We start from the raw sequence: 16,064 nt of genomic DNA on the forward strand, positions 1-16,064 counted from the left end.
ACAGACCGGGTCCATATTGAGATGATTTCTATCATGTCCTCCGCTGCATCATTCCGCACAGAAAAAGACCTGCTTGGCGTACTCGAAGTACCGGCTCAAGCGTATTACGGCATCCAGACCCTGCGAGCGGTGAATAACTTCCGTCTCTCCGGCGTTCCGATTTCGCACTACCCCAAGCTGGTTGTCGGCCTGGCGATGGTCAAGCAGGCCGCCGCTGACGCTAACCGCGAGCTGGGTCATCTGAGTGAAGCCAAGCACGCTGCCATCAGCGAAGCCTGTGCCCGTCTGATCCGCGGCGATTTCCACGAAGAGTTCGTGGTGGACATGATTCAAGGCGGCGCTGGCACTTCGACCAACATGAATGCCAACGAAGTCATCGCCAACATCGCGCTGGAGGCCATGGGCCACAGCAAGGGCGAGTACCAGTACCTGCACCCGAACAACGACGTGAACATGGCGCAGTCGACCAACGACGCCTACCCGACCGCGATCCGCCTGGGTCTGCTGCTGGGCCACGACGCCATGCTCGCCAGCCTCGACAGCCTGATCCAGGCGTTCGCAGCCAAGGGTCAAGAATTCAACCACGTCCTGAAGATGGGCCGCACCCAGCTGCAAGACGCCGTGCCGATGACACTCGGCCAGGAATTCCGTGCCTTCGCCACCACTCTGGGCGAAGACCTGGCACGCCTGAAGACCCTGGCTCCGGAGCTGCTGACCGAAGTCAACCTGGGCGGCACCGCCATCGGTACCGGCATCAACGCCGACCCGCGTTACCAGCACCTGGCCGTGCAACGCCTGGCGACCATCAGCGGTCACCCGCTGGTACCGGCAGCCGACCTGATCGAAGCCACCTCCGACATGGGCGCCTTCGTGCTGTTCTCGGGCATGCTCAAGCGCACCGCAGTCAAGCTGTCGAAGATCTGCAACGACCTGCGCCTGCTGTCCAGCGGCCCACGTACCGGGATCAACGAGATCAACCTGCCAGCGCGTCAGCCTGGCAGCTCGATCATGCCCGGCAAGGTCAACCCGGTTATCCCGGAAGCGGTCAACCAGGTGGCGTTCCAGATCATCGGCAACGACCTGGCCCTGACCATCGCGGCCGAAGGCGGCCAGCTGCAACTGAACGTGATGGAGCCGCTGATCGCCTTCAAGATCTTCGACTCGATCCGCCTGCTGCAACGGGCCATGGACATGCTGCGCGAGCACTGCATCGTCGGCATCACCGCCAACGAAGAGCGCTGCCGTGAACTGGTCGAGCACTCGATCGGCCTGGTCACCGCGCTGAACCCATACATCGGCTACGAAAACGCCACCCGCATCGCCCGTATCGCCCTTGAAAGCGGCCGCGGCGTACTGGAACTGGTGCGCGAAGAAGGCCTGCTCGACGAAGCCATGCTCGCCGACATCCTGCGCCCGGAAAACATGATTGCTCCACGTCTGGTGCCGCTGAAGGCGTAACCGACGCGACACTGAACACGCAACACCGCTCACCAGGTCGAGGGACTAGACACCTCTCACCTTTTGAGGGCTTGGAGATCACTCTCCAGGCCCTTTTTTTTGCCTGGAGAAAAGCAGTGTTTGTAAGGGGATGCCGCCCGGCATCGAAGCGGATTCGCGTTGTTTTGTAGGGCAAATACGAGAGAATCCCCCACGCCTTTGAGCGCCTTGTACCCCCTTCGAACGATCAGGCAGTCTCCCTGAGCCGCTGCAAAATCAGCGGCCCGGATGTGGAAGTCTGGGATAAAGGACGTGCAGTCGTCTCATACGCACACCCTTGCTGATGCGGCTCGGGTGAGCTCGATTTATGGCGGCTGTGCGTAGGGCACCTTCGGGTGCGCCGCGACCCGGAGCTGGACCGCGCCAACGCCAACCTGCTGGCCGCCTTGCACGGCACCCGCCATCGCCCCTTCGGCCTGCGCGACGCCCAGGGCCACCCGCTGTTCGCCGTGCAACCCCAAGTCAATGCCGAAGACGCCCTGATGCACGTCTCCTTGCTGCTCAAATGCGCCGAAGAGGTATCCGATGAAATCACCGAACGGGCCAGCGGCATCGAACGTGGGCTGATCTGGTCCATGGTGCACTCCGTGGAAATGGCCCGCGCCGTGGTGGACGCCCTGCTCGACGGTGCACGCCCAGGCCCTGCTGGAACGCTGCGCAGGCGATCCGCAGCAAGCCGCCGAGCTCTACAAATCCGAACTGCTGCAGGTGCTGGTGGAAAAGTCCGGCCTGACCGCCGAGCAAGCCCGGGAACACTTGCACAGCGCCGGCTACGACCTGAACCGCGCCCTGCACGCCATAGAAGAAGCGCGTTTCACCCTGACCCAGCGCATGCTGCGCAAGCATCACCGGGACAAAGGCCAGGCCCTGGACCTGATCGCCCAGGCCATCGAAACCGCCGAGCAACTGCCGCGCCAGTATTGGCTGGATTTCGAACGCCTGGAACAACTGCCCCCGGCACCGCGTTGCTTCATGGTGCTCCACGAGCGGCTGGCCTTCGAGGACTGGGAGGGTTTCGACAGCGCCCTGCACTTCCACCTGCCCCAGGCCATCGCTCAGCTCAGGCTCCTGCAACTGGACGCCCTGGCGCGCACCCTGGAACAGGCCGATCAGCGCCAGCAGCAACTGCGGGCCGCGCATGGCGCAAGCGACAGCGCGACCGAGCTGGCGGCCCGAGTCAATCAGGACCCGCTCTTCAACCGTTGCCAGGACAGCTACCGTCAACATCGAGCGCAGCTCGACGAGCGTCTGTTCGAGTGGGTGAAACAGCATCAGGAAGCCTTTCCCGCCTGAGCGGTACTGTCGCTGCTCACGCCACTCCTCGTCACGCCCCAGAAGCCGGTAAACTGCCGCCCTCCCCGAACACGGACCTCGGATTCAGCCCCATGGAATTGCACTACAGCATCACCCCCGCCCACACCGACGCCTGGATTGCCGAACCGCTGAAGCAGGAACTGCTCAAGGATGATCAGCAGCATGTCCGGGCCATGACCACATTTGCCCGGTGGCAAAGCCGTTTTATCGGTCCCGTGATGTTCACCCTGTGCCTGGTCGGCGGCTGCCTGTCGATCTATTTCCCCGAGCGGACCTTCACCCCGGAGAAGGTCATCGCCATGGTGGCGTTCGCATTGATCTTCATCCCCCTGTGGTGGCGCTTTTCCGGACGCTGGATCAAGCACCTGCAAGCCCGTATTGCCGCCACCCCGATCAAACCCCAGGCGCCGTTGCGCGGGTTGAGTCAGCGCCTGATCGAAACCCGGTTGCGGGCCGTCGAAGGCACCTATTACCTGCACTTCGACGACCAGGGCTTCACCCTGCTCAACGCCCGCGGAGGTCAGAGCAGCCTGGCCTGGAAGCAGATTGTGCATGTGCAGGAAATAACGGATTTCTACCTCGTGGCTGACGCCGATATGGCCCGCGAGGGCATGGCCTACGTCATCGCCAAACACAGTGACCTGATGCCGGTCGAGGAATACCAGCAAAAGCTGCAGGGGTTTCTGAGCAAATGCCCAATGGCACCGTCAGCCCACTGAGCACACCTCGCAACGCCCCCTCGACGCCCCACAAACGGAATTTGCATGCACACATCAGCGTCCTCCCCCTGCCCTGTCCGCACACTGGCCATCCTCGGCACTGGCCATGCCCTGCCGCAGCGGGTGGTCACCAGTGCCGAACTGGATAGCCAGCTGGGCCTGGAAACCGGCAGCGTGGCGCGCATCAGCGGTGTGCAGCAGCGCCACGTCGCCGGCCCCGCGGACAACGCCGCCAGCCTAGGCGCCAGCGCCGCGCGCCAGGCCCTGCACGCGGCGGGCCTGGCGCTTGAACAGTTGGACCTGATCGTCTGCGCCAGCGGCACCATGGACCAGGGCATGCCCTGCAACGCGGCGCTGCTGCAGCGGGAGCTGGGCCTGGGGCAGTCGGGTATCCCGGCCATGGACATCAACGCCAGCTGCCTGGGTTTTATCGCCGCCCTGGACACCCTGTCCTGGCCGATCCAGGCCGGGCATTACCGGCGCGTGCTGCTGGTGTGCGCGGATATCGCCTCCTGCGGCCTGGACTGGCAGCAGGTGGAGGTCAGCGGCATCTTCGGCGACGGCGCGGCGGCGGTGGTGCTGGGGGCGGTCGACGGCGGGCCGAAGATCCTCGCCTCGCGCCTCAAGACCTTTTCCGAAGGCGCCGAGCTGTGCCAGATCCGCGCCGGCGGTTCGCGTTATCACCCGCGACGCATCAATGAACCGTTCGAGCCCCTGACCAGTTTTTCGATGCAGGGCAAAGGCGTGTTCCGCCTCGCCGCCAAACACCTGCCGAACCTGTTGGCAGAACTGCTGAGCCAGGCCGGCCTGCAGCAAGGGCAGATCGACTGGGTGATTCCGCACCAGGCCAGCCAGCAGGCGATGCAGCACGCGACCAGGCGCCTGGGGTTCGGCTCGCAGCAGGTGGTCGACATCTTTGCCCGGCACGGCAATCAGGTCGCGGCCTCCCTGCCCACGGCCCTCGACATTGCGGTACGCGACGGGCGCATCCAGCGCGGGCAACGGCTGCTGCTGATCGGCACCGGCGCGGGCCTGTCCCTCGGCGGCATGATCCTGGAGTACTGATGAAAGTCCTGGTCACTGGCGGCAGCGGGTTTATCGGCAGGCATCTGGTGTGGCGGCTGGCGGCCGAAGGTTGCGAAGTGTTGTTCAGCGGACGCAATGCCCAGGCCGCCGCCGAAGTCATCGCCCTGAGCCCGGCGCCTGTGCGCTGGCTGTCCCTGGACCATGGCAGCCCCCAGGCCGAGGCGCTGCTGGCCGATGCCAGCCAGGGTTGCGATGCTATGGTGCATTGCGCGGCGCTGTCTTCGCCCTGGGGTTCGCCCCAGGCCTTTGCCCAGGCCAACCTCGACTCCACCGCCGAGGTGATCAACGCCTGCCGTGTCAATCAGGTGCGGCGCCTGGTGCACCTGTCGACACCAAGCCTGTATTTCGATTTCCGCGACCGCCTGGGCATCCGCGAGGACCAGCCGCTGCCGCACCCGGTGAATGACTACGCCCGCAGCAAGGCCCAGGCCGAAGTGCTGCTGGGTCAGGCCGGGCTTGGCGAATGCGTGATCCTGCGACCACGGGCGGTGTTCGGCCCCTGGGACGCGACCCTGATGCCGCGTCTGCTGCGGGTGATGCAGCGCGGGGCGATTCCGCTGATGCGCGGCGGCCGGGCGCAACTGGACCTGACCTGCATCGACAACCTGGTGCAGGCGGTGTGGCTGGCCCTGACCCGGCCGCTGCCGCGTGCGCTGTGCGTGTACAACCTGAGCAACGGCACGCCGCTGAGTTTCAAGGAACTGCTGGAGAAAATGGCCCGCCAATTCGACCTGCCCCTGCGCACCCGACGCCTGCCCTGGCGCCTGGTGGACCGGGTGGCATACCTGCTGGAGTTGCGCGCGCGCCTGGGCAACGGCGCCGAACCCTTGATCACCCGTTACGGCGCCGGGGTCCTGGCCTTCAGCCAGACCCTGGACATCAGTGCGATCGAGCGCGAGCTGGGCTACCGCCCGGTCATCAGCCAGGAACAGGGCATCGCCCAGCACGCCCAATGGTGGCTGGCACAACAGAGGCAACAACCATGAGCCGCCGCGTGAGCTTGAAGATCCTGCGGGCCGGCTGGTGCCAGCACCTGGAATGCATGGCCGACCGTGGCGGGCGCCTGGCGCCGGTGCAGTTTCCGGCCTTGTGCGGGCTGATCCAGCACCCGGACCACGGCTGGATTCTGTACGACACCGGCTACGCCGAGCACTTCTTCCAGGCCACCCGGGCCCTGCCCGAGCGCCTGTACCGCAGCGCGGTGCCGGTGCAGTTGCCGGTGGCGGAACAGCTGGGGGCCCAGTTGCATGAGCTGGGCATCGGCCCGGCGGATATCCGCTACGTGATCATTTCCCACTTCCACGCCGACCATATCGCCGGCCTGCGGGACTTCAGCAATGCGCGTTTCATTGCCCTGGAAGCCGATTACCGGCATATCGACAGCCTGCGCGGCCAGCGTTGGCGCGCCACCCTCGGCGGCCATCTGCCGAGGTTGCTGCCGGACGACTTCAACGCCCGCCTGAACCTGGCCGAAGCCAGCCCCAGCTGCGCGCTGCCGGGCTGGATGGCGCCCTTCGAGCAGGGCCTGGACCTGTTCGGCGATGGCAGCCTGATCGGCGTACCGCTGCCGGGGCATAGTGCCGGCCAGTTGGGGCTGTTTATTCCCGATGCCCAGGGGCGGCCGGTGTTCCTGGTGGCCGACGCCTGCTGGTCGGTGCCGGCCTGCCGCGCCAATCGCCTGCCGGCGGCACCGGCGCTGTGGTTTTCCAGCACCGATCAAGGGCAATACCGGCGCACCTACAGCGGCCTTGGCCAGTTGCTCCGGCGCGAACCGGCGGTGGCGGTGCTGCCGTCCCATTGCACCCGGGCCTGGGAGGCGTTCGTCGATGAACAGTGAGCGCCTGTTGAGTACGTTGCGCAGCGTGGGTTCCTTCATCCTCAGCCGCTATGGCCTGCAATTTCGCCGGCGCGACCGGCTGGAAGCCTGGCAGGCCAGGCGCCTGGCGCACTTCATGACCCGGGTCATGCCCCAGGCCCGACGCTTCAGCCCCCCGCCGGGGCAAACCCTCGACAGCCTGCCACTGATGGACAAGGCCGCACTGATGGGCGACTTCGCGGCCTACAACACCCGCGACCTGAGCCTGGAGCAGGTGCTGCCGCTGGCGGTCCAGGCCGAGCAGTCCCGGGATTTCAGCCCAACGCTGGGGGATATCACGGTCGGTCTGTCCAGCGGTACGTCGGGGGCCCAGGGGGTGTTTCTGGTGAGCAGCGTCGAGCGCCAGCGCTGGGCCGGCATTCTGCTGGCGCGGACCCTGCCCCGGGCGCTGTTGCCACGGCTGCTGTGCCCGTGGCTGGCACCGCTGCGAATTGCCTTCTTCCTGCGGGCCAACAGCCGCCTGTACACCACCCTGGCCAGCCGCCGTATCGACTTTGCCTTTCACGACCTGACCCTGGGCCTGGCACCGTCCTTCGAACGGTTGAACCAGCAGGATCCGGATGTGCTGGTGGCCCCGGCCACCGTGCTGCGCGGCTTGGCCCAGGCGGCCCTGGCCGGGCAGCTGCGGATTCGCCCGCGGCACATTTTGTCGGTGGCCGAGGTGCTGGAAAGCGCCGACGCCGAGGCGGTATTCGCCGCGTTCGGGCGCCAGCCGCAGCAGATCTATCAGGCCAGCGAAGGCTTCCTCGGCTACACCTGCGAGGCCGGGACCCTGCACCTCAACGAGAGCCACCTGCATATAGAGCCGCAATGGCTGGATGCCGCGCAGACGCGTTTTCAGCCGATCATCACGGACTTTTCCCGGCGCACGCAGATGATCGTGCGCTACCGCCTCAACGATATTCTGCGGGTCGCTGCGGCGCCCTGCCCCTGTGGCCGCGCCGAGCGCGCCATCGCGGCGGTGGAAGGTCGGGCCGATGAAATCCTCTGGCTGCCGAGCCTCGATGGCCGGCAGTTGCGAGCCCTGTATCCCGACGTGCTGCGCCGTGGCCTGCTGATGCTCGGCCCGGCCCTGGAAGAATATGAAATTCGCCAGCAGGGCCTGACCTGGCACATCAACCTGCGCACCTGGGAGCCTTACCCTGACGTCTGCCAACGCCTGGCCGAGGCCCTGCATCTGCTTTGCGCCGAGCACGACCTGAGCCCGCCCGGCCTGAGCTTCGGCCACTGGCTGGCGCCGCCGCCCCAGGCCAAACGGCGACGGATCCAGATGCTGCAACAACCCGAGGGCTTGCCATGCATGTACTGATTCTCGGCGCCCGCGCCCCGGCGTGCCTGGAGTGGGCCCGGGCGTTCCAGCACGCCGGCTGGAAGGTCACGGTGGCCGACTCCCTGGCCCAGCCCTTGAGCCGCTTCAGCCGTGCGGCTGAACACTTCGTGCGCCTGCCGGAACCCAAAGCCAACCCCCAGGCCTGGATCGACGCCCTGGCCACGGTCATCCGCCAGCAATCGGTGGACCTGCTGCTGCCGACCTGCGAAGAGGTGTTCTACCTGGCTCACGGCCTGGAGCGCCTGCGGCCGCTGTGCCGGGTGTTCACCAGCGACTTCGACCTGCTGCACCGTCTGCATCACAAGGGCGATTTCGCCGCCATGACCCAGGGCTGGGCCGTGGCAGCACCGCCGACCCAGGTGCTGCACGACCTGGCGGCGTTGCAGGCCTTGGCCGCCGAGGGCGAAAGCCTGGTGCTCAAGCCGGCGTATTCGCGCTTCGCCTCCCAAACCCTGATCCGCCCGAGCGCGGCGCAACTGGCGAAGATCCAGCCCAGCGTCGATGCGCCCTGGGTCGCCCAGGACTTTGTCGCCGGCCAGGAATATTGCAGCTTCAGCGTGCTGGTGGACGGCCAGTTGCGCGCTCACAGCTGCTATCAGCCGAAGTACCGGGTTGGGCGCGGGTCCGGGATCTATTTCCAGGCCTGCGCGCCGCTACCAATTCGCGCCTTCCTTGAGCAATTCGGTCGCGAAACCGGCTACACCGGCCAGGTGGGCTTCGACTTTATCGAGGATGCCCAGGGCCGTTTCCATGTCCTGGAGTGCAACCCCAGGGCCACCAGCGGTGTGCACCTGTTCGACGACCAGCGCTCGCAACTGGTGGCGGCGTTGAGCGAGAACGCCGGCGCAAACCCGCCACTCGAAGCCACCCTGGAGCCGCGCATGATCGCCCTGGCCATGCTGCTGTTGGCCGCCCCGCAACGGGCCTTCAGCCGCCCCTTCTGGAAGGACTACCAGCACGCGCGGGACGTGATCGTGCAGGATGGCGATCGCGGTCCACTGCTGGCCCAACTGCTGAGCCTCGGCGAAATCATCGGCCGCGCCCTGACCCGACGCTGCGGTTTGCTGGCCGCCTCCACCGCCGATATCGAGTGGAACGGCCAAACCCTGGACGCCCCCCGGCCATGAAGCTGCTGCTGCCCGAACAACTGGCCACTCTGGCGCCCGGGGCTGACGACAGCCAGGCCCTGCGCTACGTGCGCACCTGCGCCGGCGGTGCGCTGATCGGCAATGTCAGCTGCACCCTGGCCCTGCTCGACACCGGCCAGCAGCAGTTTCCGGTGAGCATCACCCACGGCACCGAACCGCCGGACAACTGCTACGTGGTCTCGCCGCAAACCGCCTACAGCGGCTACGCCCGGGAAGAACTCAAGCGCCTGAACCGCCCCTGGCTGGCCTGGCCCTTGAAGCTGCTGACCCAGGGTGTCGACCGCCTGCTGCGCGCGGCCCAGGTCGACCGCCTGGTGCAGGTCAACAACTGGCTGCTGTCGACCAACCTCTACCCCGCCGACTGGGATGGCGCCGACCTGCCGGCGATCACCGACCTGCTGCGGCGGCAGTTTCCCGAGCATGGCTTCGGTTTCCGCTCGCTCAACGATTTCAGCAACCTGGAGCTGCGCCAGCGCCTGCAAGCCCTGGGCTACCTGGCGATCCCCAGCCGCCAGGTGTACCTGTTCGACGGTCGCGAGGGCGAACGCTCAGCCTTCCTGCGTCATCACAACACCCGCCTCGATGCCACGCTGCTGCGCCGCAGCCCTTACACCGTGGTGCATGGTGCGCAGTTGCAGGCCGCCGACTTCGAGCGCATCGAGCAGTTGTACAACCTGCTGTACCTGGACAAGTACTGCACCCTGAACCCGCACTACAGCGCCCAATGGCTGCAACGCGGCCACGCCGAGGGCTGGCTTGAGCTACGGGCCCTGCGCAATCCCGAGGGGCGGATCGATGGCGCCCTTGGCTGGTTCGCCAACAGCAGCCTGATCAGTGCCCCCATCGTCGGCTACGACACCGCATTGCCCCAGCGCACCGGGCTCTATCGACAACTGACCCGGCTGTGCCTGCAGGAAGCCGTGGAGCGGCGCCTGGTACTCAACTTCAGCTCCGGCGCCGCGGCGTTCAAACGCCTGCGCGGCGGCCAGCCACAGATCGAGTACAGCCTGATCCAGGTCGCGCACCTGCCCCTGGGCCGACGCCTGGTGTGGCAACTGTTGAGCCTGCTGCTGACGCGCATCGGCGTGCCCCTGATGAGGAAACTCAAACTGTGAAGCCTGATAACGCCTGGTGGCCCGTGGCCCTGAGCCACACGCTGCGAAAACAGCCGTTGGGCTGCACCCTGCACGGCGTGCCGCTGGTGGTGTTTCGCGATGCCCAGGGACTGCCGGCGGTGCTGCCCGACCGCTGCCCCCATCGCTTCGCGCCGCTGAGCGCCGGCCGGGTGCACAACGGGCAGATCCAATGCCCGTATCACGGCTGGCGCCTCGACGCCCAAGGCCGCTGTACCCATCTGCCCGGCCAGCAACAACAGCGATGCAGCCAGCCGCTGCTGCAACCGCTGCCCAGCTGCGAAGCCCATGGGCTGGTGTGGGCCAGCCTGGCGCCAGAACGTCCGGCCAGCCCCCCGGTCGCCCCTGCCGAACAGCAACAGGCGCTGGACACCTTCTGGATCACCGACCAGGTGCGCTGTTCGTTGCAGGATGCGGCAGAGAATTTTCTCGACGGGTTCCATACCCATTTCGTGCATGCCGGCTGGATTCGCCATGACCAGCAACGCCAGCACATCACGGCCTGGGTCCAGGCGCTGAGCGACGGGGTGCAGGCGCAGTACAGCGAGGAAGGCACCCAGTCGGGACTGATTTCACGGCTGTTCGAGGGTGAACGAGGGGTCAGCATGGGACGCTTTCGTCTGCCCGGGCTGGCGGAAATCGAATACCGCGATCGGCAGGGACGCCTCAACCTGTTGGTCAGTGCCTGGCTGATGCCAGCCGCCGACGGCCAACTGCGCCTGTTCGCCCGCATCGCCACCGCCCGCGGCCGGACCCCGGCCTGGCTCAAGCGCAGCGTGCTGCACCCTTTGTTCAAGGTGATCCTGCGCCAGGACCGGCAGATCCTGGAAAAACTCAGCGCCAACCAGCAGCGCTTTGCCGCCGTCCCCCTGCGCTGGCGTCGGGAAAACCCGCTGGACAGCTCCCAGGACCTGTTGGGGCCGTGGATCAGGCAGCTGTTGCAACAGGGGGAGATGCAGGGGTTTCAAGAGCGGCGGGAGGAATTTTGGATCTAAGCGGCAAGCTGCAAGTTAAAAGGCTACGGGGCTCCAGTGAGCCTTGTGGCGAGCGAGCTTGCTCGCGCTGGCCAGCGCAGCTGGCCTAAACCCTGTACGCACCGTTTGTCAGGTATACCGCGCAAACTTTCTTTGCGGCCGCTGCGCGGCCGAACGGGAGCAAGCTCCCTCGCCACAGAAGCTCCAGGCTTGCGGCTTGACGCTTGCATCTGCCTCTCGATGCTGGAGCGTTTCAGCTCCAGCGGGGCTGCCGTTCCTCGGTCAAATGCGCAACATGCAGACGGCAGGCGTGCGCACCGGTATAGTGCGGCCCCTCTTCGCATGAGCGGCCGTCGGTAACGAGGCCTGACCCCATGCGAAACCCGAACTAATAACAACCCGCGATATGGACCCGGGACGAAGCTCGCCCCACCCGTTGTGCTGTCTGCGCGACGAGGTGTAACGAAATGTTTCGTTCCATCCAGCATTTGCCTCTACAAAAAAACAGCGAGGAATACTCCATGCTCGAAGTCATCAACGACTTCCTCTCAGGGAAAGTACTGATCGTGCTCATTGTCGGGCTCGGTAGCTACTTCACGATCCGCTCGCGTTTCGTTCAATTGCGCCACTTTTTCCACATGTTCGCGGTATTTCGCGACAGCCTGAAAAGCAGCGCCGGCCAACTCAGCTCATTCCAGGCGCTGATGCTCAGCCTCGCCGGCCGTGTCGGCGCAGGCAATATCGCCGGGGTCGGCATCGCCGTGACCCTGGGTGGCCCCGGTGCCGTGTTCTGGATGTGGGTGACCGCGCTGGTCGGCATGTCCAGCAGCTTCTTCGAGTGCTCCCTCGGCCAGCTCTACAAGCGTTGCGACGCCGAAGGCCAGTACCGTGGCGGCCCGGCCTATTACATCCAGCACGGCCTGCAGAAACGCTGGCTGGGCATGGTCATGGCCTTTTTGCTGCTGGTGACCTTCGGTTTCGCCTTCAACGGCTTGCAAGCCCACGCCGTGACCCACTCGCTTCAGGACGCCTTCAACTTCGACACCACCTACTCCGGCCTGGCCCTGGCCGTGCTGCTGGGCCTGGTGTTCGTCGGGGGCATCAAGCGCATCGCCAAGGTCGCCGACCTGCTGGTGCCGGTGAAAACCCTGGCCTACATCGGCGTGACCCTGTACGTGATCGTGCTGCAGATCGACCACGTGCCGGGGATGCTGATGACCATCGTCAAAAGCGCCTTCGGCCTGGACCAGGCGTTCGGCGGCCTGATCGGCAGCGCCATCATCATGGGCGTGAAACGCGGCGTATTCGCCAACGAAGCCGGCCTGGGCAGTGCGCCTAACGTGGCTGCCGTAGCCTCGGTCGAACACCCGGTGGCGCAAGGCGTGGTCCAGGCGTTCAGCGTATTCCTCGACACCTTCATCATCTGCACCTGCACCGCGCTGCTGATTCTGCTGTCGGGCTTCTACACCCCGGGCTTCGAAGGTGACGGCATTGCCCTGACCCAGAACTCCCTGGCCGCGGTCGTCGGCGAATGGGGCCGGGTCTTCATCTCGGTGGCCCTGTCGTTGTTCGTGTTCACCTCGATCCTCTACAACTACTACCTGGGCGAGAGCAACCTGCGCTTCCTGCTCGGCGAGAACCGCGACGCGCTGATCGCCTACCGGGTGCTGGTGCTGGTGCTGATTTTCTGGGGCGCGATCGAGAACCTGGGCACGGTGTTCGCCTTTGCCGACATCACCATGACCATGCTCGCGTTCGTCAACCTGATCGCGCTGTTCCTGCTGTTCAAGATCGCCCTGCGCGTGCTGCGCGACTACGACGACCAGCGCGCCGCCGGGATCAAGACCCCGGTGTTCGACTCCAGCAAGTTCCCCGACCTGGACCTGGATCTGAAAGCCTGGCCGGCCAACCCGCCAGCCGCGCCTGCCGCGCCACAGACCCAAGCTGAAGGCGTGCCCGCAGCGCAACGCTGATCGGCCAGTAACCGGGCGCACCCCCTGCGCCCGGCGTGACACAGCGCGTGGCCGGCGTCATGCTCGGCCACCGCTGTCATCGTCCTCGGAGACCCTCCATGAATGCCCCGACCTATCCTGCCGCCCAGCACGTCATGGTGCTTTACACCGGTGGCACCATCGGTATGCAGGCCAGCGCCAACGGCCTGGCGCCGGCTGCCGGATTCGAAGCGCGGATGCGCGACCACCTCAACAGCCAGCCGACGCTGACCGTGCCAGCCTGGCGCTTTCGCGAGATGGCGCCGCTGATCGACAGCGCCAACATGACCCCCGCCTACTGGCAGAACCTGCGTGAAGCGGTGGTCGATGCCATCGACCAGGGCTGCGACAGCGTGCTGATCCTGCATGGCACCGACACCCTGGCCTACAGCGCCGCCGCCATGAGCTTCCAGTTGCTGGGCCTGCGCGCACCGGTGGTGTTTACCGGTTCGATGCTGCCGGCCGGCGTGCCCGATAGCGATGCCTGGGAAAACCTCGGCGACTCGCTGGTCGCCCTGGGTCAGGGCCTGGCCCCGGGGGTGCACCTGTACTTCCACGGCGAGCTGCTGGCGCCGACCCGCTGCGCGAAAATCCGCAGCTTCGGCCGCCACCCGTTCGCCGCACTCAAGCGCCAGGGCGGCGCGGCCAGGGCCGAAACGCTGCCGGCGCAACTGGACTATCGCCAGGCCAGGCAACTGGCCAAGGTCGGCGTGCTGCCGCTGTTCCCCGGCATCGGTGCCGAGCTGCTGGACGGCGTGCTCGCCAGCGGCATCCAGGCCCTGGTGCTGGAGTGCTTTGGCAGCGGCACCGGGCCGAGCGATAACCCGCAGTTCCTGGCCAGCCTGCAACGGGCGCATGAGCAAGGGATTGTGCTGGTGGCGATCACCCAGTGCCATGAAGGCGGGGTCGAGCTGGACGTCTACGAAGCCGGCAGCCGCCTGCGGGGCGTGGGCGTGCTGTCCGGTGGTGGCATGACCCGCGAAGCGGCGTTCGGCAAGCTCAATGCGCTGCTCGGCGCGGGCCTGGACGGAGCCGAAGTGCGGCGCCTGGTTGAGCTTGATCTGTGTGGCGAATTGAGCTGAAGCCCGTGCCAAAGAGCCGGTGGCTACTGCGGTAGCCACCGGCTCGAGCACGAGCACAGGGCGGGTGCCAGGTTACTTTTTGACCGAGTAATCCTGGCCCCAGACCCGTACCGAACTCGACTGCTCGATCGGTCCTTCAAACACGAACTTCTGCCGTACCGCCGCCTTGGGCGGGATGGTGACTTCGTCCGGGTTGTCGAGGCTGGCGGTCAGGCCGTTGGCATAACCATCCTGGTCGATGGCCAGCAATGCCCCGGTCTGCTTGAGGTTGATCAGCCGCAACTGGCTGTCGCTGCTGTTCTTGAACCCCAGGGTGACGTTGAAGCTGTCGCCGCTGGCTTCGGTCTTCAAGACCTGGACATCGACGCGGTCTTTCATTTGTTCACGGGAGGAAATGATCGAGGCACCGTCGACGCCTTGCGCCGATTGGCGACCGTCGAGCACGCCTTCGCTGACGCCACCCAGCAGGTTCTTGCCCGCCGAAATGGCCGACGAGACCGCAGACTTGGCGGAATCCTTGAGGGTGCTCTCGCTGGCCGGCTCGCCTTCGGCCAGGCACAGCGAACTGAGCAGCAGGCTGGAAACCAGGAGCAGGGAACGCGCGGGAATAGGGGTCATACATAGTCCTTTATCGGGTTGCAACACCGCCACCGGGGGGTGATTGGCAGGCAGGTTGCACCAATCAATGCGCCAAGTCACTAGCCACATGTCCCCCAAAACGCCCCACGCGGCTGGCCGGCGAACCGCAGGTTTTACCGCGAGCGGCATGCAACTTGCTCGGCTTAGCGGTTCATCATGGCTGGAGACGAGCATGTTGCACTCTCACCTCACGACCCTGAACGCGGTGTCGCTGATCCTCAATGCCTTCAAGGACCAGGGTTTGTCCAGCGACGCCCTGCTTGCCGGCAGCGGCATCAGCCCCGCCGACCTGAGCCGGGCCGACACCCGCATCACCACCAATCAGGAGATGCTGGTCTGCGCCAACGCCGTTGCGCTGCGCCGCGATATCGGCCTGGAACTGGGGCGGCGCATGCATGTTTCGTCCTACGGCATGCTCGGCTACGCCCTGCTCACCAGTGCCACCTTCGGTGACGCTTTGCGTCTGGCGCTGCGTTATCCGGCGCTGCTGGGAACACTTTTCGAACTGAGCCTGGAGCAGGACGGCGAGCGCGTCTGGTTCGCCGCCAGCGATTACCGGGAAAACCCGGCGATGGCCGTGTTCAATATCGAGTTCTGCCTGGTGTCACTCAAGGTCATCTGCGACGACCTGCTGGGCCGGCCGCTGCCGCTGCTGGGGGCCCGCTTCGAATACCCGGCCCCCGACTATCAGGCGCGCTACAGCGAACGCTTCGAATGCCCGCTGCAATTTGCCGCCACGACCAACGCCTTTGCCTTCGACCGGCGCTGGCTCGACCAACCGCTGCCACTGGCGGACGCCATCACCCACCAGGCCATGGCCGAGCGCTGCCGCAAACAGAACCTGGAGTTCACCGGGCGCCAGGCCTGGCTCGGGCGTATCCGCCAGTTGCTCACTGCGCAGCTCGACGCCGCCCCGGGGCTTGAGGGCCTGGCGGAACAGATGAACTGCTCGGCGCGGACCTTGCGCCGTCACCTCAAGGACCTCGGTTGCAGCTATCAGGAATTGCTCGACGAGCTGCGTTTCGAACGCGCCAAGCAGATGCTCTGCGAAGACCAGGTGCCGATCTACCAGATTGCCGAGGCCCTGGGCTTCAGCGAAACCGCGAGCTTTCGCCATGCCTTTATCCGCTGGAGCGGCGTGGCGCCCAGCCAGTTCCGGCCCTGAGCACCTGCTCACGACCTGGCGAGCAACCCTCAGCCCCGTTTAACGCCCCAGGACCAGGCGCAGCGGATCGGCAACAGGTTCTGCGAGAAAGCCCGGCATAAATGCGTTGC

14 protein-coding genes and 1 pseudogene are annotated in these 16,064 nt (G+C 65.8%); 14 read left to right on the plus strand and 1 reads right to left on the minus strand.

All coding sequences use genetic code 11. From position 1 onward, the window contains the following. The first annotated feature begins 33 nt into the window (after positions 1-33). The 13 genes and pseudogenes from aspA (at position 34) to AC19YX_RS15710 (ending at position 14,150) form a co-directional block, all read left to right on the plus strand. The gene (gene aspA / locus AC19YX_RS15650; protein WP_020298261.1) at positions 34-1,458 is read left to right on the plus strand and encodes an aspartate ammonia-lyase; all 1,425 of its coding nucleotides are present in this window, start codon (positions 34-36) and stop codon (positions 1,456-1,458) included. A gap of 353 nt (positions 1,459-1,811) precedes the next feature. After that, positions 1,812-2,135: pseudogene (locus AC19YX_RS15655) on the plus strand (DUF6124 family protein); the annotation flags it as partial. Then, positions 2,125-2,790, plus strand: coding sequence for a hypothetical protein (locus tag AC19YX_RS15660; RefSeq protein ID WP_500606557.1), 666 nt, complete (start codon positions 2,125-2,127; stop codon positions 2,788-2,790). The pseudogene AC19YX_RS15655 and the gene AC19YX_RS15660, both read left to right, overlap by 11 nt. Before the next feature lie 92 nt (positions 2,791-2,882). Next, on the plus strand, positions 2,883-3,530 hold the full coding sequence (locus tag AC19YX_RS15665) for a hypothetical protein (RefSeq protein WP_500606558.1): 648 nt from the start codon (positions 2,883-2,885) through the stop codon (positions 3,528-3,530). A 45-nt stretch (positions 3,531-3,575) separates the two neighbouring features. Then, positions 3,576-4,595 carry a beta-ketoacyl-ACP synthase 3 gene (locus tag AC19YX_RS15670; protein ID WP_500606559.1) on the plus strand — a complete coding sequence of 340 codons (1,020 nt, stop codon included), beginning with the start codon at positions 3,576-3,578 and terminating at the stop codon, positions 4,593-4,595. Further along, positions 4,595-5,602, plus strand: a complete 1,008-nt coding sequence (locus tag AC19YX_RS15675; RefSeq protein WP_500606560.1) for an NAD-dependent epimerase/dehydratase family protein — start codon at positions 4,595-4,597, stop codon at positions 5,600-5,602. Before AC19YX_RS15670 ends, AC19YX_RS15675 begins: the two co-directional genes overlap by 1 nt. Continuing rightward, positions 5,599-6,453 carry an MBL fold metallo-hydrolase gene (locus AC19YX_RS15680; protein WP_500606561.1) on the plus strand — a complete coding sequence of 285 codons (855 nt, stop codon included), beginning with the start codon at positions 5,599-5,601 and terminating at the stop codon, positions 6,451-6,453. Before AC19YX_RS15675 ends, AC19YX_RS15680 begins: the two co-directional genes overlap by 4 nt. Continuing rightward, entirely contained in the window at positions 6,443-7,801 is a 1,359-nt protein-coding gene (locus AC19YX_RS15685) for a F390 synthetase-related protein (RefSeq protein ID WP_500606562.1), read from the plus strand. Before AC19YX_RS15680 ends, AC19YX_RS15685 begins: the two co-directional genes overlap by 11 nt. Next, complete coding sequence (locus tag AC19YX_RS15690; RefSeq protein ID WP_500606563.1) at positions 7,789-8,949, plus strand: ATP-grasp domain-containing protein; 1,161 nt, start codon at positions 7,789-7,791, stop codon at positions 8,947-8,949. Before AC19YX_RS15685 ends, AC19YX_RS15690 begins: the two co-directional genes overlap by 13 nt. After that, a complete protein-coding gene (locus AC19YX_RS15695) occupies positions 8,946-10,085 on the plus strand; it encodes a hypothetical protein (RefSeq protein WP_500606564.1) in 1,140 nt (379 codons plus the stop codon). Before AC19YX_RS15690 ends, AC19YX_RS15695 begins: the two co-directional genes overlap by 4 nt. Beyond that, on the plus strand, positions 10,082-11,098 hold the full coding sequence (locus tag AC19YX_RS15700; RefSeq protein ID WP_500606565.1) for a Rieske 2Fe-2S domain-containing protein: 1,017 nt from the start codon (positions 10,082-10,084) through the stop codon (positions 11,096-11,098). The genes AC19YX_RS15695 and AC19YX_RS15700 overlap by 4 nt, the downstream gene beginning before the upstream one ends. 500 nt (positions 11,099-11,598) lie before the next feature. Continuing rightward, positions 11,599-13,050, plus strand: a complete 1,452-nt coding sequence (locus AC19YX_RS15705; protein WP_078470400.1) for an alanine/glycine:cation symporter family protein — start codon at positions 11,599-11,601, stop codon at positions 13,048-13,050. Between the two features lie 98 nt (positions 13,051-13,148). After that, positions 13,149-14,150 carry an asparaginase gene (locus AC19YX_RS15710; RefSeq protein ID WP_500606566.1) on the plus strand — a complete coding sequence of 334 codons (1,002 nt, stop codon included), beginning with the start codon at positions 13,149-13,151 and terminating at the stop codon, positions 14,148-14,150. 72 nt (positions 14,151-14,222) lie between these two features. On the opposite strand, the gene AC19YX_RS15715 is transcribed toward AC19YX_RS15710, so the two are convergent. Continuing rightward, positions 14,223-14,768, minus strand: a complete 546-nt coding sequence (locus AC19YX_RS15715; protein WP_238596141.1) for a hypothetical protein — start codon at positions 14,766-14,768, stop codon at positions 14,223-14,225. A gap of 193 nt (positions 14,769-14,961) precedes the next feature. On the opposite strand from AC19YX_RS15715, the gene AC19YX_RS15720 reads away from it, so the two are divergent. Beyond that, complete coding sequence (locus AC19YX_RS15720; RefSeq protein ID WP_421548191.1) at positions 14,962-15,954, plus strand: AraC family transcriptional regulator; 993 nt, start codon at positions 14,962-14,964, stop codon at positions 15,952-15,954. Positions 15,955-16,064: the final 110 nt, after the last annotated feature.

Source organism: Pseudomonas sp. MF09150 (assembly GCF_059862355.1).